The 21,218-nt window shown below is 64.1% G+C and carries 20 protein-coding genes; 15 read left to right on the plus strand and 5 right to left on the minus strand.

Features of this window, described 5'->3' with window-relative positions:
- The first annotated feature begins 3 nt into the window (after window positions 1-3).
- Genes AAE027_RS20425 through AAE027_RS20480 form a run of 12 tightly spaced genes read left to right on the plus strand, consistent with a single transcriptional unit; the run spans window position 4 to window position 10,822 of the window.
- On the plus strand, window positions 4-441 hold the full coding sequence (locus tag AAE027_RS20425; protein ID WP_018318067.1) for an SRPBCC family protein: 438 nt from the start codon (window positions 4-6) through the stop codon (window positions 439-441).
- A gap of 2 nt (window positions 442-443) precedes the next feature.
- A complete protein-coding gene (locus tag AAE027_RS20430; protein ID WP_370988603.1) occupies window positions 444-887 on the plus strand; it encodes an SRPBCC family protein in 444 nt (147 codons plus the stop codon).
- A 2-nt stretch (window positions 888-889) separates the two neighbouring features.
- Window positions 890-1,708, plus strand: a complete 819-nt coding sequence (locus AAE027_RS20435; protein ID WP_370988604.1) for an FAD binding domain-containing protein — start codon at window positions 890-892, stop codon at window positions 1,706-1,708.
- Window positions 1,709-1,720: 12 nt separating this feature from the next.
- Window positions 1,721-2,197, plus strand: a complete 477-nt coding sequence (locus AAE027_RS20440) for a (2Fe-2S)-binding protein (RefSeq protein ID WP_370988605.1) — start codon at window positions 1,721-1,723, stop codon at window positions 2,195-2,197.
- Between the two features lie 9 nt (window positions 2,198-2,206).
- Window positions 2,207-3,799, plus strand: coding sequence for a xanthine dehydrogenase family protein molybdopterin-binding subunit (locus tag AAE027_RS20445; RefSeq protein ID WP_370988606.1), 1,593 nt, complete (start codon window positions 2,207-2,209; stop codon window positions 3,797-3,799).
- Window positions 3,799-4,821, plus strand: coding sequence for a xanthine dehydrogenase family protein molybdopterin-binding subunit (locus AAE027_RS20450; RefSeq protein ID WP_370988607.1), 1,023 nt, complete (start codon window positions 3,799-3,801; stop codon window positions 4,819-4,821). Before AAE027_RS20445 ends, AAE027_RS20450 begins: the two co-directional genes overlap by 1 nt.
- A 10-nt stretch (window positions 4,822-4,831) precedes the next feature.
- Window positions 4,832-5,713 carry an AAA family ATPase gene (locus AAE027_RS20455; RefSeq protein ID WP_128956247.1) on the plus strand — a complete coding sequence of 294 codons (882 nt, stop codon included), beginning with the start codon at window positions 4,832-4,834 and terminating at the stop codon, window positions 5,711-5,713.
- Window positions 5,710-6,831 carry a vWA domain-containing protein gene (locus AAE027_RS20460; RefSeq protein ID WP_370988608.1) on the plus strand — a complete coding sequence of 374 codons (1,122 nt, stop codon included), beginning with the start codon at window positions 5,710-5,712 and terminating at the stop codon, window positions 6,829-6,831. The genes AAE027_RS20455 and AAE027_RS20460 overlap by 4 nt, the downstream gene beginning before the upstream one ends.
- Window positions 6,828-7,712, plus strand: a complete 885-nt coding sequence (locus AAE027_RS20465; RefSeq protein ID WP_370988610.1) for an amidohydrolase family protein — start codon at window positions 6,828-6,830, stop codon at window positions 7,710-7,712. The genes AAE027_RS20460 and AAE027_RS20465 overlap by 4 nt, the downstream gene beginning before the upstream one ends.
- A 31-nt stretch (window positions 7,713-7,743) precedes the next feature.
- Window positions 7,744-8,592 carry an MBL fold metallo-hydrolase gene (locus AAE027_RS20470; protein ID WP_091887634.1) on the plus strand — a complete coding sequence of 283 codons (849 nt, stop codon included), beginning with the start codon at window positions 7,744-7,746 and terminating at the stop codon, window positions 8,590-8,592.
- A gap of 22 nt (window positions 8,593-8,614) precedes the next feature.
- On the plus strand, window positions 8,615-10,189 hold the full coding sequence (locus AAE027_RS20475) for an isochorismatase family protein (protein ID WP_370988611.1): 1,575 nt from the start codon (window positions 8,615-8,617) through the stop codon (window positions 10,187-10,189).
- A gap of 6 nt (window positions 10,190-10,195) precedes the next feature.
- Entirely contained in the window at window positions 10,196-10,822 is a 627-nt protein-coding gene (locus AAE027_RS20480) for an FMN-dependent NADH-azoreductase (protein WP_370988612.1), read from the plus strand.
- A 37-nt stretch (window positions 10,823-10,859) separates the two neighbouring features.
- On the opposite strand, the gene AAE027_RS20485 is transcribed toward AAE027_RS20480, so the two are convergent.
- Window positions 10,860-11,885, minus strand: a complete 1,026-nt coding sequence (locus tag AAE027_RS20485) for a glycoside hydrolase family 5 protein (RefSeq protein ID WP_370988613.1) — start codon at window positions 11,883-11,885, stop codon at window positions 10,860-10,862.
- Complete coding sequence (locus AAE027_RS20490) at window positions 11,882-13,192, minus strand: O-antigen ligase family protein (RefSeq protein ID WP_370988696.1); 1,311 nt, start codon at window positions 13,190-13,192, stop codon at window positions 11,882-11,884. Before AAE027_RS20490 ends, AAE027_RS20485 begins: the two co-directional genes overlap by 4 nt.
- Before the next feature lie 228 nt (window positions 13,193-13,420).
- On the opposite strand from AAE027_RS20490, the gene AAE027_RS20495 reads away from it, so the two are divergent.
- On the plus strand, window positions 13,421-14,557 hold the full coding sequence (locus AAE027_RS20495) for a GNAT family N-acetyltransferase (protein WP_370988614.1): 1,137 nt from the start codon (window positions 13,421-13,423) through the stop codon (window positions 14,555-14,557).
- Window positions 14,558-14,586: 29 nt separating this feature from the next.
- Here the strand turns inward: AAE027_RS20495 and AAE027_RS20500 are convergent, their stop codons facing one another.
- Together AAE027_RS20500 and AAE027_RS20505 are read right to left on the minus strand one after the other, a co-directional pair.
- Window positions 14,587-15,810: an FAD-dependent oxidoreductase gene (locus AAE027_RS20500; protein WP_370988616.1), complete on the minus strand. Its 1,224-nt coding sequence runs from the start codon at window positions 15,808-15,810 to the stop codon at window positions 14,587-14,589.
- Window positions 15,807-16,190: a hypothetical protein gene (locus AAE027_RS20505; protein WP_370988617.1), complete on the minus strand. Its 384-nt coding sequence runs from the start codon at window positions 16,188-16,190 to the stop codon at window positions 15,807-15,809. Before AAE027_RS20505 ends, AAE027_RS20500 begins: the two co-directional genes overlap by 4 nt.
- 83 nt (window positions 16,191-16,273) lie before the next feature.
- On the opposite strand from AAE027_RS20505, the gene AAE027_RS20510 reads away from it, so the two are divergent.
- A complete protein-coding gene (locus AAE027_RS20510; RefSeq protein WP_091887649.1) occupies window positions 16,274-17,620 on the plus strand; it encodes a lipopolysaccharide biosynthesis protein in 1,347 nt (448 codons plus the stop codon).
- Window positions 17,621-17,640: 20 nt separating this feature from the next.
- Here AAE027_RS20510 and AAE027_RS20515 read toward each other — a convergent pair whose 3' ends face one another.
- A complete protein-coding gene (locus tag AAE027_RS20515; RefSeq protein ID WP_370988618.1) occupies window positions 17,641-19,734 on the minus strand; it encodes a Wzz/FepE/Etk N-terminal domain-containing protein in 2,094 nt (697 codons plus the stop codon).
- A 284-nt stretch (window positions 19,735-20,018) separates the two neighbouring features.
- Here AAE027_RS20515 and AAE027_RS20520 point away from each other — a divergent pair, with 284 nt between their 5' ends.
- On the plus strand, window positions 20,019-21,194 hold the full coding sequence (locus tag AAE027_RS20520; RefSeq protein WP_370988620.1) for a glycosyltransferase family 4 protein: 1,176 nt from the start codon (window positions 20,019-20,021) through the stop codon (window positions 21,192-21,194).
- The last annotated feature ends 24 nt before the right edge of the window (window positions 21,195-21,218 follow it).

Consider the following 21,218-nt stretch of genomic DNA (forward strand, 5'->3'; position numbering starts at 1 on the left):
ACCATGGCCCGCGTCTACGTCTCAACCGTCGTCAACGCCCGCAACGACCGCGTCTGGGCGCGGGTGCGCGATTTCAACGGTCTGCCGAACTGGCATCCGGCCATTGCCGAAAGCCGGATCGAGGGCGGCGAGCCCGCCGACAAGATCGGCTGCGTCAGGGATTTCCGCCTGCGCAATGGCGACCGCATCCGCGAGAAGCTCTTGGGCCTCTCCGACTACGACATGTTCTGCACCTACTCGATCCTGGAATCCCCAATGGGTGTGGAGAACTACGTCGCGACCCTGCGGCTGACGCCCGTCACCGACGGCGACCAGACCTTCATGGAATGGACCGCCGAGTTCGACTGCGCGCCGGAGCGCGAGACCGAGCTCGTCAGCAACATCGGCGGCGGCGTGTTCCAGGGCGGCTTCGATGCCCTGAAGCGCGTGTTCGGAGGTTAGCCGTGCCGCATATCGTCAAAAGCACGATCCTGGACGCACCGACCGATGCGGTGTGGACCGTGCTGCGCGATTTCAACGGGCACGACCGCTGGCATCCGGCGGTTGCGACCTCATCGATCGAGCGCGCGCAATCCGCCGACAAGATCGGCTGCGTCAGGCGCTTCAAGCTCAAGGACGGCTCCGAGCTGCGCGAACAGTTGCTGGCTCTTTCCGACCTCGAACAGACCTTCAGCTATTGCCTGCTCGATACCCCGATCCCGATGTTCAATTACGTCGCCCATGTCCGCCTGCTGCCGGTGACCGATGGTGACCGGACCTTTTGGCACTGGGAATCGCGCTTCACCACGAAGGCCGAGGACAAGGACCGCGTCACCCACATGGTCGCGGAAGACATCTACCAGGTGGGATTCGAGGCGATCCGCCGCCATCTGAAGGAGGCCGCCTAGCCATGGCTGTGACCGTAAAGACCTTTGCCAGCGCCGGCGAAGCGGCCGGGGCAATATCCTCGGATCGCAGCGCGCGCTATCTCGGCGGCGGCACGCTGGTGATGCGGGCGCTCAACGAGGGCGACGTCTCGATTTCGACCGTCGTCCGCGCCAGCGACCAGGCGCTGACCCGGATCGATGCGTCCGGACCGCGCATCACGCTGGGCGCCGGCGTCACGTTCGCGAGAATTCTCGGCGAACGCGACCTCGCTTTCCTGCACGCGCCCGCCCGTTCGATCGGAGGCCCTGCCGTGCGCAACATGGGCACTGTCGGCGGAAATCTGTTCGCGCCAAACCCCTATGGCGATTTCACCGTGGCGCTGCTGGCGCTCGACGCCATGGTCGCGGTGCAAGGCGGCTTCGGCGCCCGCGACATCGCGATCGAGGAGTTCCTGCAATCGCGCGAGCGGCAATCCGGCGCGCTGGTGCTCTCGGTCTCATGCAGCCGGCCGGCCAGCACTGCGGCCTTTCGCTACCGCAAGGTTGCCCGCATCAAGCCGAAAGGCGGCTCAGTCATCACGCTGGCCGCACATCTGCCGGTCAGCGGCGGGCGCATTGCCGGTGCTCGCATTGCGCTGGGTTCGATGGCGCCGACCCAGATCCGCGCCAAGGCTGCGGAGCGTGCCCTCGAAGGACGCACGCTCGATGCCGCGAACATCAATGCAGCCGCCTCTGCCGCAGTCGAAGGAACATCGCCCGCCGACAACGCGCTCGGCAGCGCCTGGTATCGCCGCGAGATCGTCGGCGTCCATCTCCGCCGTTTGCTGTCCGGCCAGGAATAGACTGGGATCACCATGTCCAAGACGCCTCTGCAATTTCGTCACAACGGCCGCGACGTCGCCATCTTCGTCGATGGCGGCACCAACCTGCTGGTCGCCCTGCGCGAGCTGATCGGCGACATGACCCCGAAATTCGGCTGCGGCCAAGGCGGCTGCGGCACCTGCAGCGTGCTGATCGACGGAGCACTCCACCTCTCCTGTCTGACGCTCGCTGAGACCGTCGCCGGCCGCTCCGTCGAAACGCTCGACGGCCTCAAACAGGGCCCGAACCTGCACCCGCTCCAGCGCGCCTTCGCCGACAATTTTGCCGCCCAGTGCGGCTATTGCACGCCGGGCATGCTGATGGCCGCAAAGGCGCTGCTCGACCGCAATCCCTCCCCGAGCCGGGCTGACGTGATCGAGGCGATCTCCGGCAACATCTGCCGCTGCACCGGCTACGAGCCGATCATCAATGCCATCCTCGCCGCCGCAGGCGGCCGGGCCAGCGCCTGAGGTCAGACCATGCTGGAACTACGCAAGGACATCTTCGCCGACGAGCGCGACGACAATCTCAAGGAGATCGGCAAGGGCACGCAGCGCCAGGACATGCTCGGTCACATCACGGGCACGTCGAGCTATTTTGGCGATCATAAGCTCCAGGGCATGCTGAACCTGAAGGTCGTGCGCTCGACCCAGGCCCATGCAAGGCTGCGCCGCATCGATACCACGGACGCAGAACGCTCGGCCGGCGTGCGCCGGATCATTCGCGGCGCAGACGTGCCGGTCAATCTCAACACGCTGCTGAGCCTGATCAATTTCGGCAAGGATGACGAGCCGTCGCTGGCCGTCGACAAGGTCCGCTACAAGGGCGAGCCGATCCTCGCCATCGTCGCCGACAGCGAGCGGGAGGCTTTCGAGGCCATCGCAAAGGTCAGGATCGACTACGAGCCGCTGCCGACCGTGTTCGACGTCGAGGATGCGCTGAAACCGGGCGCGCCCGTCGTCAACGAGACCTATCCGAAGAACGCCTTCATCTATCACGACGTCTACGATCACCAGCGCCTGCGGTTCGGCGATGCCGATGCGGCGCTCGCGAGCGCCGACCACGTGCTCGAACAGCGCTACCAGATGTCGCCGATCGAGCACGCGCCGACCGAGACCAATGGCGCGATTGCGGCGCCCGACACCAACGGCCGCTACGTCGTCTACACCTCGACCCAGGCGCTGTTCTTCTCGGTCGACACCTGCGCCAAGATTTTGGACGTGCCGTCCAACACCTTCCACTTCATCGGCGGCACCGTCGGCGGCGGCTTCGGCGGCAAGGTGGATACCTTGACCGAGCCGCTCGCCATTCTCGGCGCCATGTTGACCGGGCGTCCCGTGCGCTACGTGTTCGGTCGCGAGGAAGAGATGCAATACGGCCCGCCCCGCGGCGCCGAGCGCATCTACATCAAGGACGGCGTCATGCGCGACGGCCGCATCGTCGCGCGCAAGATCCGTGCCTATTTCGACAGCGGCGCCTATACGCGCCTCTCCAGCTACGCCGCGGTGAAGTGCGCCGCGCATCTGCCGGGTCCCTACACCATCCCGAACGTTTATGGCGACGTCTACTGCGTCTTCACCAACCGCACGCCGGCGACTGCCATGCGCGGCTTCGGCGTCACGGCAATGGACTTTGCCATTGAGTGCCAGATGGACAAGCTCGCAAACCTCGTCGGCATGGACCCGATGGAGTTCCGGATTCTGAACGCCTATCGCGACGGCGACATGAAGGCACATCGGCGCGAGGCCAAAAACGCGGCGCTGATCGAATGCGTTCAGGTCGCCGCCGAAAAGGCCAAGTGGCCGATCCGTGACGAGTTCAGGCGCGCCTCCTCCCGCAAGGATGGCGGCGGCAGCCGCGCCGCGATCCCGCCGACGCCGACGGAGCCGCGCGCGCGGCCCGCCGCGCCCGCCCAGCAGCGCACGACCTATGACCGCGCGCCCGTGACCGCGACAAGAGAGCCGCCGCGCGAACCACCTCCGCCAGCACCGCCACCTCCTCCGCCGCGCCCGGCCGCGCCATCGCACGGCGCCACGCGCTTCTCCTCCGTCTTCGGCACCAGGAGGCGCTAATGACCAGGCATCGCGGGCGCGGCATGGCATCGATCAACTATCCCATCGGCATGAACCTCGGCGGCGATCCCAGCCAGGCGCTGGTTCATTCCAATCCCAGCGGAAAGTTCACGGTGGCCCTGTCGTCGATCGATCTCGGTCAGGGCATGAAGTCGGTGACGCGCCAGATCTGCGCCGAGACGCTCGGTGTGCCCGTCGAGGACGTCTATGTCGACACGGCGGACTCCGACACCGGCCCGCATTGCATGGGCTCGTTCGCCTCGCGCGGCACGCATCGCGTCGGCAACGCCGTGATGGCCGCCGCCCGCGAAGCGCGCGGCGTGATGATGGAGGCTGCAGCCGAGGAGTTGGAAGTCAATGCGGCCGACCTCGAGACTGACGGACGCGGCAACATCCACGTCAAAGGCGCGCCGCATCGCTCGATCTCGACCAAGGATGTCGCGATCGCCGCGCAGTTCAAGCAGGGCAAGACCATTTCGGGTCGCGGCATCTTCCTGGTCCCGCTGTCCGACGTCGACCCCGAAACCGGAGAGATGTCACCGGCAACGTGTTATGCCCATGCCTGCCTCGTCGCCGAAGTCGAGGTCGACGACGAGACCGGCGAGGTCGCGATGATCAGGATGGACTCCGCCTATGAGCTCGGCCGCGCGCTCAACCCGCGGCTCGTCGAGCAGCAGCTGGTCGGCGGCGCCTGGATGGGCGTCAGCCACGCGCTCTACGAGACGCCAGAGCCTTACTATCCCGACCCCACTCACGGCCCGCGCGACTTTGTCGAATATCTGATGCCAGGCCCCGGCGATATCTGCCCGCACGATATCGCGGTGCTGGAACGCCCTGCTCCCGATGGTCCCTTCGGCGCCAAGGGCCCCGGCGAGATGTGCGCCAACCCGGTGCTGCCGGCCGTGGCGAATGCGATCTTCAATGCCGTCGGCGTGCGCATCGACGATCTGCCGATCACGCCCGAGAAGGTGCTGCGCGCGATCAAGGCCCAGGGCGGCGCACGGCCGCAGGCGCGGCGCTAGAGGTATCGTCGTGGCGGTTCGCAGCAACATCGTCGGCATCGACAGCCCCGAGGCGCTGGAGAAAGCGCTGCGCGCGGCCTATTACCTCGCCGACGAGGGGCTGGCGACCGCCGCCTATCTTGGCCTCGCCCTTGGCAAGCCGCTTTTGCTGGAAGGAGCGCCGGGCGTCGGCAAGACGGAGGCCGCAAAGGCCATCGCTGCCGTGCTCGGCCGCCGCCTCATCCGCCTGCAATGCTACGAGGGCATCGACGCCTCTGCCGCGCTCTATGAGTGGAACTACCCGCGCCAGATGCTGGCGATCCGCCAGGCCGGCGACGAGAGCATCGACATCTACGGCGAGACGTTCCTGATCGAGCGGCCGATGCTGGCGGCGCTCCGCGCGCCCGATTCCACCGTGCTGCTGATCGACGAAATCGACCGCGCCGACCAGGAGTTCGAGGCCTTCCTGCTCGAATTCCTCTCCGACTTCCAGATCTCGATTCCCGAGCGCGGCACGGTGCGCGCGGCGGAGCGCCCCGTGGTCGTGCTGACATCGAACCGGACCCGCGACCTGCACGAAGCCCTGCGCCGCCGCTGCGTCTATCACTGGATCGACTATCCGACCGCGGAGCGCGAAGCGCGCATCATCATGATGCGCGCCTCCAGCGTTGCCGAGGCCACGGCACGCGCCGTCGTCGCAGCCGTCGAAAGGCTGCGGCGCGAGCCGCTGAGCAAGGCCCCCGGGATCGCCGAAGCCGTGGACTGGGCCGAGGCCGCGACGCTACTTCACAAGGGCGGCGCGCGCTGGCCCGATGCGTTCAAGCGCTCGATCGGCGTCGCGCTGAAGGACGAAGAAGACCTGCATTTCATCTCGCCACGGCTCGACGCCATGCTCGCGGAGGCGACGGTATGAGCACCGATCTGCAGCTTCCGCGCGCCGCACGCGTCTTCGTCGCCTTCGTCCCGCTACTGCGCGCGAACGGCTTTGCCGTGGCACCGGAGCAGACCACGACGTTCCTGGCGGCTATCAAGCTGCTCGGCCCTGATAGCATCGAGGATATCCGACAAGCTGCACTGGCGACGCTGGCGCCGCCGCCCGAACGGCGTGCCACCTTCGACCGGCTGTTCGATCTGCACTTCCGCGGCAGCGAGACGATTGCGCGCGATGATGAGGGCGAGGACGATGAGACGGTCCGGCTCCAGGAAGAGGGCCGCGGCGACGAGGAGCCCCTGCTCTCCGATGAGGCGAGCGAATCCGGCCTCACCGCGACCCGGACCGAGGCCCTGGTCGAGCGCCGCTTTGGAGTGGGTCCGACCATGGACGCGCTACGCCGCCTGGCGCGCGAAGCACCGCGACGTCTGCCGCGACGACGTGGTCACCGGCGCATGCGCACCCGTCGCGGACCGTTTGCCGACCTTCGCCGCACGTTGCGCGATACTGTCCGTAGCGACGGCGAGATCCTGCGGCTCGGTCACCTCAAGCGGCGGCAGCGCCCACGCAAAATATTGCTGCTGATCGACGTGTCCGGCTCGATGAAGAGTCGCACCGAAGAGAACATGAAGCTCGCACATGCGCTGGTGCAGGCGGCGCCCAATGTCGAGGTCTTCACCTTCGGCACGCGGCTGACGCGCGTCACCCGTCCGTTGCGGCTGAAGCGTCGCGAGCAGGCGTTGAACGCGGCCGCCCACCTCGTCAGCGATTGGGACGGCGGCACCCGCATCGGCGACGCACTGCAAGCCTTCCTCGCCGTGCCACGGTTCGGCGGCTATGCGCGCGGCGCCGCCGTAGTGATCGTCTCCGACGGGCTCGAGCGCGGCGAAGGTGACGCACTTCGCGACGCCGTCGCTAAATTGTCGCGGCGGGCCTGGCGCTTGAGCTGGCTGACGCCGCTTGCCACGAGCCCGGCCTTCAGCCCGCAGACGGAAGCGCTCATGGCCATCGAGCGCTTCGTCGATGACCTCGTCGATGGCGGTTCGAGCGCGTCGATCGTCGCGCACATTCTGGCATTGGGACGAAGGAGAGCGGCGTGACCGAAATTATCGACGGCCATCATCACATCTGGCGGCAGGCCGACTTGCCCTGGCTGACCGGTCCGATGCAGCCGCGGATCTTCGGCCCCTATGAACCGATCCGGCGCGACTATCCGATCCAGGAATATCTCGACGACCTCAAGGGCAGCAACGTCACCCGCTCGGTCTATGTGCAGACCAACTGGGCCAACGAGCGCTTCGAGGACGAGGCCGCCTGGGTGCAGCAAACCGCCGACGAACACGGCTGGCCACATGCGATCGTCGCCTACGCCAACTTCGCCGTCGAGGACGTCCGTCCCCAGCTCGATCGCCTCAAGCGCTATCCGCTCGTGCGCGGCGTGCGCATGCAGCTGCATTGGCACGAGAACCCCCTTTACCGCTTTGCGGCCCGCGCCGATCTCTGCGCCGATCCAGTGGTCCGCCGCAACGTCGCGCATCTCGCCGACTATGGCTGGAGCTTTGATTTGCAGGTGTTCACGCCGCAGATGCCAGTGGCAGCGGAGCTGGCCGAAGCTTGTCCCGAGGTGACCTTGATCCTCCAGCATGCCGGCATGCTGGAGGATCTCTCGCCGGCAGGCCGCGCCGCCTGGCGCGCCGGCATGGCGCGGCTCGCGGCCTGCCCGAACGTGGTTTCAAAGCTCTCCGGCCTCGGCACCTTCATCCATCGCAACGATCCCGCGCACATCGCCGCCGTGCTCGCCGATACCGTTGCGATCTTCGGTGCCGAGCGCTGCCTGTTCGGCTCCAATTTCCCGATCGAGAAGTTGTGGACCAGCTATCGCGAGCTCGTCGATGCGTTTCGCGCGGCGGCCGCGCCGTTGAGACCGGCGCAGCAGGACGCGATCTTCAGGACCACCGCGGCGCGCGTTTATCGGCTTTGACAGACAAGAAACAGATGAGGGAGGGCAACGAATGGCGCTGGAGATCAAGATCCTGGACTATGGCGACATCGAGCTGGAATCGAGCTTCCTGGTGCTCGGCCGCGACTGCGGCCGCACGCGCCGCGTCCTCACCCTGGGCTTCCTGATCCTCGGCGGTCCCTATCCGGTCGTGGTCGACACCGGCTATCGCTCCAACCAGATCATGGAAACGCTGGGCATGCGCGGCCTGCAATATCATGAAAACATGATCGAGAACCAGCTTGCCCGCCACGGCGTGCGCATGGGCGACGTCCGCTTCGTCTGCCACACCCACCTGCATATCGATCATGCCGGCAAGGACGATCTGTTTCCAATGAACACGACCGTGGTCCTCAATCGCAGGGAGCTCGAATATTCCGTTTCCGGCCTGATGCATCCGCAATACCCGGCACCCGACATCAAGCACCTGATCGACCGCCTGCACACCAAGAGCGCGCTGCGCTTTCTGGATCTCGAAGTCACCGGCCCGATCGAGTTGATGCCTGGCGTCTATTGCGATGCCGCCAACGCCCATACCGAGGGCTCCATGAACATCATCGTTCACACCGCCGACGGCATCGCCACCATTTGTGGCGACGTGATCTACGACTTCAACGACCAGATCGTCACGCCCTTCAACGAGATCCATGATTGGGAGCCGCGCACCACCGGCAACCACGGCACCAGTAAGCGTGCGGAGAAGGCGGCGATCAAGAAGCTGCTCAGCAATTCGCGCTATCTCCTTCCCGTGCACGATCGCCCCGCCAAGATCGAAGGCGGCAATGTCGTCGGGCGGCTGCACGACCAGGTCCCCGGCCCGATCGTGCAGTCCTTGCCAGCACGCAACTGGTTCCCGGCTTGACGTGACCTGAGGATATCGACCGATGACGCACGTCACCTTGCGCTCCGAATTCGAGACTCTGATCGACCCGTACGCGCCCGTCGCGCAAGTTGGCACCGGCTTCGACTTCACGGAAGGACCGGTCTGGCATCCGGTCGATCACTATCTCCTGTTCTCGGATATGCCGGGCGACGTGCGACGGCGCTGGGATGCGGGGCGCGGTGTCGTGGAGGTCAAGCGTCCCGCGAACAAGTGCAACGGCATGACCTATGATGCCGAGCTCAACCTCGTCGTCTGCGAGCACGCGACGTCGTCGCTGGTTCGCGAGCGGCCGGACGGGCGGCGGGAGGTGCTGGCTTCGCACTTTGGGGGACAGGAGCTCAATAGCCCGAACGATGTCTGCGTCCACTCCTCCGGCGCGATCTATTTCTCCGATCCCTGGTATGGCCGCATGCCGGTCTATGGCGTCGAACGGCCACGCCAGCTCGGCTTTCAGGGCGTCTATCGCCTCGTGCCCGGCGGCGAGCCGAAGCTCGTCGTCGACCGCAACCTGTTCGATCAGCCGAACGGACTGTGCTTCTCGCCGGACGAGAAGCTGCTCTATGTCAACGACACAGTGCAGGCGCTGATCCGCGTCTTTGACGTCGACAGTGACGGCTCACTGTCGAACGCGCGCGTGTTCGCGAGCGGCATCCGCTCCGAGCTCGAGCCGGGCGTGCCCGACGGCATGAAATGCGACCAGCACGGCAATGTCTGGGTCACCGCGCCCGGCGGCGTCTGGGTCTATTCGTCGCGCGGCGAGCTGCTCGGCAAGGTCCGCGTGCCCGAGCTCGTCGCCAACCTCGCCTGGGGCGGTCCAGACTTCCGCACCCTGTATCTGACCTCGACCCATTCGGTCTATGCGATCCCGACCAAGGTCGGCCCGCGGCATGAGCCCTATATGAGCGGCCGGCGAAGCGGCGGCGGCGTGACGCCAAGCTCCGCGCCAGCGGCACCCATCCTCGCCGAGGGCGAGATGCGGCTCGATCCCCAGCGTTGCGCGATGATCATCCAGGATCTCCAGAACGACGTCATCATGGACGGCGGCGCCTTCGCCGAGTCCGGCGCCCCCGGACATGCGCGCCAGCAGCACGTGGTGGACAACGTCCGCCGCCTCGCCGAGGCCGCGCGCGCCCGCGGCGTCGCCATCATCCATGTCTGGTTCATCGTCGAGCCCGGCGCGCCCGGCGTCACGCTGAACGCGCCGCTGTTCGAGGGCCTCGTCGACAGCAAGGCGATGGTGCGCGGAAGCTGGGGGGCGGCGCCAGTGTCCGGCCTCGAGCCGCGGCCCGGCGACTTCGTCGTCGAGAAGATGCGCATGAGCGCGTGGGAGGGCACGCGGCTGGAGACGATCCTGAAAGCGACGGGGCGCGACATGATCATCAATACCGGTGCCTGGACCAACATGTCGGTCGAACACACCGCGCGCACCGGCGCCGACAAGGGCTATTTCATGATCGTGCCCGAGGATTGCTGCTCGACCATGAACGCCGACTGGCACAACGCCTCGATCAACTTTGCCATGCAGAACGTCGCGGTCGTGACCAGGGCGGATACGGTCATCAGGGCCCTGGGATGACGCGCGGTGCCGAAGCTCCTGCACCTCTCCTGCTCTCCCCGCCCCGACTCGGAATCGAGTGCCGGCGCGCTAGCCTTCATTGAGCACTTTCGTCAGGCCCATCCCGATTGGGACATCGACGTCATGGACCTCTGGCGCGAGCGGATGCTTGAGTTCGCTGGCCCCATCCTCGAAGCCAAATACGTGCGCATGAACGGCCATCGCTTCAGCGATCCTCAACGCGACAGTTTTGCCGAGGCCGAGCGCATGGCGCTGCGCTTCTCACTCGCGGATCGCGTGTTGATCTCGACGCCGATGTGGAACTTCGGCATCCCCTACAAGCTGAAGCAGTTCATCGATATCATCGTCCAGCCCGGGCTCACCTTTCGTTTCGATCCGTCGCAGGGATATGTCCCGCTGCTGAAGGATCGGCCGACACTGGTGATCCTCGCCAGCGGCAGCGATTTTTCCACCGGCATGAACCGCGGCCCCATCGATATGGCGACGCCCTATTTGCGGGAAATCCTGCGCTTCATTGGCATCAACGATGTCCGTTTCGTTGCGATCGGGCCGACCATCGGGCCGCGGCAATCGATTGAAGCAGCCCGAGAACGGGCGTTTAAACGCCTCGGCGCCCTGGCTGCGCATTTCTGACGCTGATGCATGACGCGGGGGAACCGTTGCCGCCGCTTCAATGCGGCGGCGGGATCAAGGCGCGCAGGATGCCCGGCTTCCAGGCCTGACGTGCGCTGTCGAAGGCCGCGAAATCATGGTCGAACTGCCAATAGGCCCATGACCAGCCAAGTCTGTCGGCGCTTCTCGCCATGAAAGAGATGTATCGCAAACGACTGTCGGACGGAGCGCGCTCGTATACCCCGAACTCCCCGAGATAGATTGGGCGCTTCTCTCTGTCCGCCCAGAGACTCATCTTCCTGAAATCGGTGGCGGCTTTCGCCTCGTCATCCGGAGTGCCCCAATCCAGGGGACCGATTTTCGAGAAAGTTGCAGACCACGGTGCACCCTGGTGCGTGAATCGTATGGGCGCGTAGTAGTGAAACGTGACAATGAGCTTCCTGTCCTCGGCCGGCAGAGCCAGCTCGTCGACAGGGATATCATCCGTGTTGAGAACGGCGGCAATGACCGGCCGCTCGGGGTTGGTGCGGCGGATGATGCCGAGACACTCGTTGAGCAGTGAATTCCAATTGGTGGACGTCATGTGTCCACCAGGCTCATTCAGAACCTCGAAGACGAGCGTGGGGTACTTCCCGGCATAGCGCTCGGATATCTGCCTCCAGAACGACGTGAGCTTCTCAGTGCATCCGGCAACGTCGCTTTGGCAAATGTGCGTGTCGTGCTCGTCGACGACAGGAATGAGGCCCCTCGCAAGGACCGCCTCGATGACGGCATCAAGCCGCCTCAGCACGATCTCATCCATGACGTTCTCCGGGCTCATGAACTTGAAGCCGAAGAAATTGATCCTGACGTGCGAGAACCCGGCCTTCTTGATCGTCGTCAAATTGTCCAGACGGAACGGCGCGTTCTGGCCGCCTTCCCAGATTCCATCGTAGCCGAGAATATTGATGCCGCGCCCGAGTCTCGGCAGGTCGCGGGAATTGGCCCGCTCGGCTCCGTGGACCGCGGAGAAGAGCGATGCAGCGAAGAGCGCCGTTGCTGCCAGCATGACGCTCCCCGGCCGCCGAGCGCGCATGACGGTCATCTTGCGTCCATTTGCAAGGACCGGAAGTCGGCCTGTGGCATCGGCCTGCAGGTCGCAAAGAAGAATGAGACGAGCAGCACCGACGTGAACATCGTCGAACGGAGGAATGTCGTCTCCGTAAAATTGGTCTGAAAGCTGAGCACGACAAATCCGATGATGAGAGCGCAGTGCGAACGATCGATGGATCTGGTCGAAATCAGATCGAGAATCTTGTTCGAGAACAGAACAACGCTCGCAGCGAAAAGCATGTATCCCAGAAACCCTGTTTCCATCAGGATCGCGATGTAGCCGCTGTGATAATTGTCCAGCACCCAGCCGTGGTTCTGTTCGAAATAATCGTAGATCGACGGGACCGTCCAAAAACCGTTGATCCCGAAGCCGAGCAGCGGCGCATCGTCGAAATGGCTGATGGCGTAGTGCCAGATGAACGTTCGCTCGGTGAAATCGATGGTCGCATCGCCGACATGGATGGCGTCATAGCCCGTCACGTAAAAATAGAGAAACAGGATCCCGGCCAGGATGCACATGACGAACGGCAGGACCGCATAGACCCTCATGCAGCCGACCGACCACATCGAGGTCACGAGCAGTGCACAGGCCGCCAGGGCAACAGCACCGGCACCGCGCGATTCCGACGCGAGGACGCAGGTTGAGGCCAGCAGAAACACGACGAGGAACGTCGGCCACCCCTGCCCCTTCATCTTAAGATAACAGGCAAAAAACATCAGATACGCGCCGACGAAGCCGAGCGTCTGCTTCGATTCATAGACGCCCTGCCATTGACCGCTGTGCATCCAGGTTTGGTCTATCCCGATATCGGGCACAGCAAGCGCACAGAAGGCCGATGCTGCGACCAATATGAACAGGCCAAGGGCCGTGGCCTTCACAATCTCGTCCATCTCGATGCGCGTGATGAGACAGAATGCGCCGAAGGTCGTCATGGCAAGCGCCGCGCTCTTCATGAGCGCTGCCGCGCTCAGGCTCGACCAGAACACCGAAATGACCGCGAAAGTGTAGAATGCGAGCAGCGCAATCAAATCGGGATTGAACTGCAAGCGCAGGCGCGGGCGCACGAATGCACTTGCGTAGATGAGGACGCCCCACATCAGGAGCGCCACAGCCTGTTGCACAAAGCTCAGCTCCGGCGGCAAGAGCGCGGCGTTGAAGATGCCCATCGATGCCACCACATTGATGGTGATCGAGCAGCTGATTGCAATTCTGGCAATCTTCTCAACGCCGACGCTGCGCGTCTCCCAGAACGCGCTCTCGAGTGCCCCGGAATCCACCTCGGTCTGCAGGCTGGCCATGAACCGACCTTCCTTAAGCGCGGTTAATAATTTGATAGCGCGGGTCGATCTCCGGCGCTCCCAGCCTACACGATGCCGGAGTTTAAGAGTTTGGTAACGATAAGAGACCCGGCGCGGCACATTAATGCAAATCTCACCCCGCCGGTGTCTCGCCCGTAACGACCCTGCTATAAAGCGCGGATCGAGCTCGATCGAATTTCACGAATTATCTGGTTTCCTTGGTTGCGCATGAACAAATCCAGCAGCACGTTCGATATCGCCATCGAGCAGTCGTTCGACTTTCTCTCTCCGGAATACGCAGAACTGTTCGACAATTCCGCCGCCACCGCGTTCCAGCACCCACTCTGGCTGCACAGCCTCTACACCAGGCTGGCGTCTCATGCGGGGGCAACCCCTCTGATTGTCGTGGTCCGTCACCGCACGACGCGTGCCCTTGCGATGGTGCTGCCCCTGCTGCGGATCCGGCGTGGTCCGATACGGACAGTGGAATTCGCCGACCTCCGCGTCTCCGACTATCTGGCGCCGGTTTGCAGCCCGACAGTATTCTCCCAACTTCTCGCGGACGAGAGCGCATGCGCGGAGCTTCCAGGCCTCCTCCACCCGTTCGACCTGCTCCGCATGACCAAGCTTCCCGACGGACGGCTTCCGATCGAGACCCTGCTGGCTGCACCCCGCCGCGTCTCGATGGACACGAATGCCTACGCGACCGTCCTCATCGCGCCGTTCGAGCAGTGGCGGGCCAGTGCGATGGATCGCTCTTATCAGAAGGAGCTCGCGAAGAAGTATCGTCAGCTGCAGAAGAAGGGCGTATTGAGCTTCTCGTGCTGCAACGACACCGCCTCCACCATCAACGCGCTGGAGGTGATGCGGAAATTTCGCGGCCCGCGGTTTCAGTCACAAGGCGACGGCGACCTGCTCCAGCGCCCCGAATATTTCGACTTCTATTCCGAGGTAGCGCTCCGCGGGCTCGGCTCCTTTGTGCGGCTTTATGCCATGAAGATGGACGGCGACGTGATCGCCGCCGTGCTCGGGTTGTGCCACCGCGACACCTTCCACGTCATCATGAGCGCGTTCGACATTGCCGGATACAAGAGCCAGTCCCTGGGGGCGCTGATGTTCGAGCAGGTGGCGAGGGATTGCATCGAGCGCGGGGACCAGATGCTCGACTTCACCATAGGTGACGAGCCGTACAAGAAACTGTTCGGCGGGCAGCCATCGCCGATGTGGGCGGTCACGCAGGCCGGCAGCACCGCAGGCGCCGTCGCGTTGTTCGCGCTGAAGCAGGCTCCCTGGCTCAAACTGGCCGCCAAGCGCATGTCGGAGTTCAGGCTCCTGCCGCCCCGCACCTCAACGCCAACACGCTGACGAGCGGGAGGCGCCGACGGTCGCGGCGCTCAGGCGCGAAGCGCACCGCGGACATGCGCGAGCCAGCCTGGCCGCATTTGATCGACCCGATGGGTGATACTGCGCCGCAGGAAGTGCAGCCGCCTCCGTACATCCCAGCCGATATCGTCGCGCGAGGTCAGGGCCTGGCGGAATCGCGCCATCTTCAGTGACTGCTGGTCTGCCGCGACCTTGTCGCGATCGGCGTAGAATTCGGAGATCTTCTCTCGGCTCATGCCGGGAGTCATGAGCCACCGCGGCGCATATTCGGTGCAAAGACGCTCGACGTCCACCAGCAGGCGCGCAACGCCGGTGCCGGCGGCAGGACAGTTGGTCTGGAACGCATCACCGATGAGCACGACACCGGGCTGAAGGTGCCCCTCGACAACGGAGAGGTCCATCACCCAGTTCCGTATCCGGTCGACCACGCGAAAATCGCCGAGATAGGTCTGCAATCCCGGCAGCAGGCGCAGAACCGTCGCTTCCGTCTCGCGACGCAGATCGCGCATGATCGGATCGGCCGGGTCGCGGAACATGAAGAGATTCGCCCTCATACCCGCGCGTACCGGAAACAGGCTGAGGTAGTCGACCCCGTCCGCGGTGCGTTCGCCGTAACAGGTCAGCGCCTTGAAATCGAACGGCGCGCCATCACGGCGGGCGATCGTGAAGCCGAACGAGACCGAGTGACCCGCGGCCAGCACGCGCCGCCTGATACCGAGTTTGTAGCCGAGAACTCCTGCCATGCCCGTGGCCAGAACGACGAGGCGCGCAGTGACGCGCCGTCCGGAGGCAAGCTCGAGATGCTGGACGTCGTCGCTACAGCTGATCGCAGTGACCTCGTCGACGATCAGACTGGATGGATCAGGTAGCTGGCCGCGCGCCATGGCGACGAGATCGGCGTAGGGAAGCCCATAAGCCTGACCTACGCTGACATCGACCACCTTGCCTTCCCTGATGTTGAGCACGCGATCGTATGGACAGGCGGCGCTCTCGAGACCACGGATGAAGCCCAGTCTGCGGAACGCCTCCAGCTGGTGGCCTCCGATTTTTTCGACCCGGAATTCGTCCGGATAGACCGCGCGCTTATCCACCAGAACAACGCGATGCCCTGTCCGCGCAAGAACGGCTGCGGCCAGCGATCCAGCAAGGCCGCCGCCGACGATCGCGACGTCCGTCGCGTTCATCGCGCTCCCGGTAGCGGCAACCGGCTCGCTCACGGTTCTGTCCGTCGTCATATCCAGGCTCCCACGGTTAACGTGGCTCCATCTGCAATTTTCTCGCCTGATGTCGCATCGCAGGGCCAAACGCGATCATTTCCGCAGATCGAGGTTAATGAAGGGAGGACTGATCTGGAGCTGCGATGCCCGGCACGAGCTTTGCTCAGGAGACTCTGCAAAGTCCGCGTTTTGGGCAGATCGGCGGCCATTCCGGCGAGCCATTCCGCATTCAAACGGCTGATCGTGCTGTCTTCGGCCGTCGATGCGGCCCTATGCCGCCATTCGGCCGAGCCGGCCTTTGCTCTATGTGGGACAATGGAGACGGCGATGTACCACCGTGAAGCAACCGACTTGGCCGCGACGTCGTCGTGGCCGGCAAGATCCTCGAAGCCGCTCATTAACACTCGCGGTTTTTCGGCATGCTAGGCTGGCGCCGGTATCGGCACGTAGCTCTTCCGGGGAGAGTTGCTCCTTAACGTTCATGATCGAATCCATCATCCAGTTCATGCGGCGCGACGTCACGCGCGGTGTCGTCGGAACCATCCTTCTCAAGGTTGGTAGCGGCGCACTTGCGTTTGCATTGTTCTCGCTTGCGGCACGAACGATGTCGCCCGATGGCTTCGGCATCTTTGCGACCTGGCTTTCAGTCGCCCAGATCGCATCGGTCGTGGGCCTGGTCGGCCAGGAATCGCTCCTCGTACGCTTCCTGAACGAGTATCAGGTGGGAAATCGGCCCGACCTCACCAAGGGCGTGCTGCTGTCGAGCCTGAAGCTTTCCTCCGTCGCCATGCTGGTTGTGATCGGTGCAATCGCGATCGCGGCGAACGTGAAGGGCGACTGGTGGCTGCTGATCCTAGCCGTGTCCGCCTACACCGCCGTGAATGCGGGGGTGATGCTCGGCAGCCAGGTTGCGCGCTCGCTGGTCAGCATCCTCATGGGTGAGGGAAACAGGGAGTTCTTCTGGCGGGTCGGCGTCGTCCTGTTTCTGCTCGCAATCATGTTCGGCCATCGCCAGCTCGACCCCGCCGAATTGTTCGCCGTAATGACGATCGCCATGTCGGTTGGCCTGACCGCGCAGGTCGTTTCGATCGCGCGAGCTCTGCCGGATCTCCGCAGCACGGCCGCACGGTCCGAAACGGGCCGCTGGAGATCGAGCGCGCTTCATTTCTGGATCGCCTCCGTCCTCGAAGCCGCAAACCAGTATTTCGACGTCATTCTGGTTTACTGGATGTTGGATCCCGCGACCGCCGGCATCTACTTCGCCGCCTCGCGCCTTGCCAACATCTTCGCCATGCTCTCGGCCGCGCTGTACAGTTTCGGTGCGCGCCGGCTTCCTTCGCTGCACTTCAGCAAGAACCTACAGGAATTCGAGCGGACGTTGCAGCTGATGGCGGAAGTGACCGCGCTTTGCGTGGTCAGCGGGCTCTTCCTTATCTGGATTGGCGGCCCCCATCTTCTCAACCTGTTCGGATCCCACTTCGCCGCGCAACACTCGGTCCTGATCGTGCTCGCGATCGGAACGGCGTTTCAGGCAGCGGGCGGTCCCTCTGCGGCGATATTGCAGCTCACCGGCCACGAGCGGATCTATGTTCCCGTCGTTGCGGCGAACGTGGCGTTGCGGCTGGTCGGATTTCTCGTGCTGATTCCCTGGCTCGGCGTGCTTGGCGCAGCGATCTCGGCCACCGTGTCGCTGGCGCTTGCGACCATCGCGCTCAACGTTCTCTGTCGCAGGCGAACCGGGGTTGATCCTTCAATTCTCGTGCTCTTGCGCTTCGGTGGATCGAAACGCGGCACCTATGCAGTCCGCGGCGCCGACGCGGGCGACTAGGCTCCGTTGCGGAACGACCGTCAACCAGCCAGGCCGAGCGCTTCACCCCGACGTTGAGCCGACGACGGGTCTGCCGGCACACGATTGACGACGATCCCAGTCGGCACGCCGCCAAAGCGAGAGAGCGCGGCCGTCACCCTGCGCATTGCTGCTGAATCGATTGCTTCTTCGCGGGCAACCAGGATGACGAGATCAGCATGGGCGGCCAGCGCCGCCGCCTCCGGCTGCAAGGCCAGAGAGGTGGCATGGACGACGATCAGATCGAACTCTGAACGAATATCGTCTACAGGCGACGACTGAGGCCCCTTGCTGACGTTCAGAAGCTCGTCGATGCTGCGAAAATCCGCCGTGGTCGCGCCATCCGCCGGCACCTTGGCGAGGCTGGCCCCGGCACCACCGAGATCCGGCTCGACCCGGATCAGGACGCTCAGCTTTCCCCTGTTCAGCGCCCACCGATTCAGCGACCGTGCGACGGTGTTGCCGCCGGCCCGTTTCCCCACCGACATCACGAGCGCGACCTTGCCCCGGCCTCCCGGCAATTTCTCCAGCATGTCGAGCAGCGGACGCAGATGCGGACCGAGATCGATCTCGCTCGTTGCAGACACCGGGCCTTGCCAGATGTTTCTCGGGACCTCGCCAGGGGTCAGGTCGGGAACGCGGACCCACACGGGCGGACGCGACCACGCCCCGGGCTGGCGCGGAGCTGGATCGGCGGCGCGAACGTCCGGAACGGATTTGTCCGATCTGCGTCCCGTTGCGGCAACGACCGCCGTCGATGTCAGCAGCGAACCGATCGCGAGCGCAGCGAGCAGCAAAGACAGCGGCGGAAGGGTCGAGCGAAGCGGCGGAATGGCGGGCGAGGCGACCTTGGTCTGAGAACTCTGCAACAGGCGCTGTTCATTCGTCGTCTTGGACCGCGAAAGGAACTGCTCGTAGATGTTTCTGTTGGCCTCAGCGTCGCGCTGCAACTCCTGGAGCCGGACCAGGGCCTGCCCGTCGACCAGAAGCTGCGATTCAGCCGCCTTCATCTGGCCTTCCAGAGCCTTCTGCTGATCGCGCTGGGCCTCATATTCCGACTTCGCGGTGTCGATGCCCTTGGTCCGCTCAATCTCGATCTGCCTGTTCAGATCGTTCAGCTGGCCGTACGACATCACGAGGTCGGGATGGCGATCGCCGAGCACCGCCCGCTTCTGCGCGATTTGATCATTGAGGGCCGACCGCTGGGCTCGCAACGCGCTTAGGAGATCTTGCTTTACGGGGCCCTCGATCTTCGCCTTCACGTCGCGCTGCGCCTGCTCGTAACGGGCTTTGGCCTCCTCGGTCCGCGCGCGCGCAGCAGCCACCTGCTGCGACAGCTCGGTCACCCGCAATTGCTGGGTCGTGGCATCCTTGCCGGCGTTGACGATCCTATGCTCGAGCTTGAATGTGGCAACGGCGTCCTCCGACGCCTTCAACCGGTCGCTCAATGTCTTGAGCCGGCTGCCGAGCCAGTCGGCAGCCTCGTCGGTCGCCTCGGTGCGAATGCGGCTTTGTCTGGCGACGAACGCCTCGGCGATGGCGTTGGCATAATAGGCAGCCCGCTCCGGCCGGTTCGAGGTGAAGCGGATGGCGATGACATAGGTCAGCCCGCGACGGGAAATGTCGAGACGGTTGCGGAAGCGCTCGAGCAGGCGCGCGGGGGCGGTGTAGCCGCCGGAAATGTCTTCGTCATCGCGGACCTTGAGCTGCTCGATCAGCGGCTCGAGAAAGCCGTCGGACTTCGCCACTTCGACCAGGCTTTGCAGCGCGGCGCTATCCTGCCCTATGCCCGGCAGAACGTCCTGCTCCGTGGTCACGCGCTGCTCGCGGGGATCCACGACGACCAGTGCGGTCGCTGCGAACCGGACCGGAAGCACCAGGAGAACGACGGCGCCAAGCGCGAAGATCGCGAGCGCGAGCGTCAAGATCCGCCGAGCGTTTTCGCGAAGGAAGGAGAGCGCACCGGCGGCAGTGAACACACCGCCAAAGCGTGCCGCGGCTCCGGCAGCCTCAGCGCTCGACGAATTCCGGCTCCACGACGCGGCAATGCCGGTCGATCCGGATCTTGTCGGGTCTGCGCGGCGACCGAACGTCATGGACTCTACTCGGATTCAACTGGCGAACACTGTTCAGTGGCCCGCTCCACCGTAAATATCTATGGTTAATCCGCGGTTACCCGACCCTCGCGCGACCATGACCAATTGGTTAACGCGGTCGCTTCACTTCCTTTGGAAACTGCCAGAATTCTCTCGCGAAGGATGCCGTTCCGGCAGGCTGCGCATTAACTCCGTTTATTGCTAGTCGGTGTCCGCGCGATGCTCGCATGGTAGGTACGGGGTCAAGAAGGCGAAAACTTCGTTTCTTCAGTGGGTCGGGATCCGTGCTCCATTACCAGCCAAACAAGGAGTTGGGCGAGACGACTGCGACAGCACTCACGCCGTCCAACGGCAACGGACGGAAGCTGCACGTCCTTCTCGTCCAGACCCAGGCCGAAAACGCCGGCGCGCAGGAGATCTCCAGGCTGCTCGGTGCCGGCCTTACCGCGCGCGGCTATCGCGTCACCAATCTGTTCTTCTTCCGCAAGTCGGATTCGTTCGACGAGCCGCCCGATACGTTCTACTGCGCCTCGAGCCGGCCGAGCAATCCGCTGGCACTGCTGCGAATGCTGAGGACGCTCGGCCGCCATATCAGGACCAGCAAGCCCGACGCCGTTCTGACCTTTCAGCATTTTGGCAACGTGATCGGCGCCGGTGTGTCGCGCCTCGTCTGCCGCGCGCCTGTCATCGCCAACCAGGTTTCGTCCGCGCTGTCGATGAGCCGGCCCGTTCGCACGGCCGACATCGTCATGGGCAGCCTCGGCTTCTTCGATCGCATCACGCTCAATTCGAAGGACATGCAGCGCGAATATTCGCGCTACCCCGCGGCGTATCGGTCACGCATGGTGCATGTCCCGCACGGCTTCGACGACAAGGCCCTCACCTTGTCGAAGGACGCGGCGCGAGCGACATTCAACCTGCCGCCGGATCGCATCCTGCTCGGCTGCGCGGCGAGGCTGCACCCGCACAAGCGGCTTGATGCGGCGATACGCTTGTTGCCGGATCAACCATCCTGGCACCTTGCACTGGCCGGACAGGGAGCTGATGAGTCCCGGCTGAGGCAGCTGGCCGACGAATTGAAGGTATCGGACAGGCTGTATCTGCTCGGCGAAATCCCGCCGCGCCGGATGGCGGACTTCCTCGCCTGTCTGGACGTGTTCGTATTCCCGACACAGGCCGAAACCTTCGGTCTGGCCGCGGTCGAGGCTGCAAACGCAGGTGTTCCCTCCGTAGTCACCGATCTTCCCGTGTTGCGCGAGGTGTTATCCTTCGAAGGAAAACCGACCGCACTCTTCGTCGACGCCTCCGATCATGCGAAGCTGTCGGCAGCCGTTTCGACAATTCTGACGAATCAAACCCTGAGCGACGAACTGCGACAAAACGCCAAAGGTCTGCGGCTGCGTTATTCGGTAGATGCCATGGTGGAGGAATACGTTCGGCTTCTCAGCCAAGTCATTTGACGGGGCACGCTGGAATAGATGGGC

It is taken from the genome of Bradyrhizobium sp. DN3, from assembly GCF_041357655.1.
Taxonomy (GTDB): Bacteria; Pseudomonadota; Alphaproteobacteria; order Rhizobiales; family Xanthobacteraceae; genus Bradyrhizobium.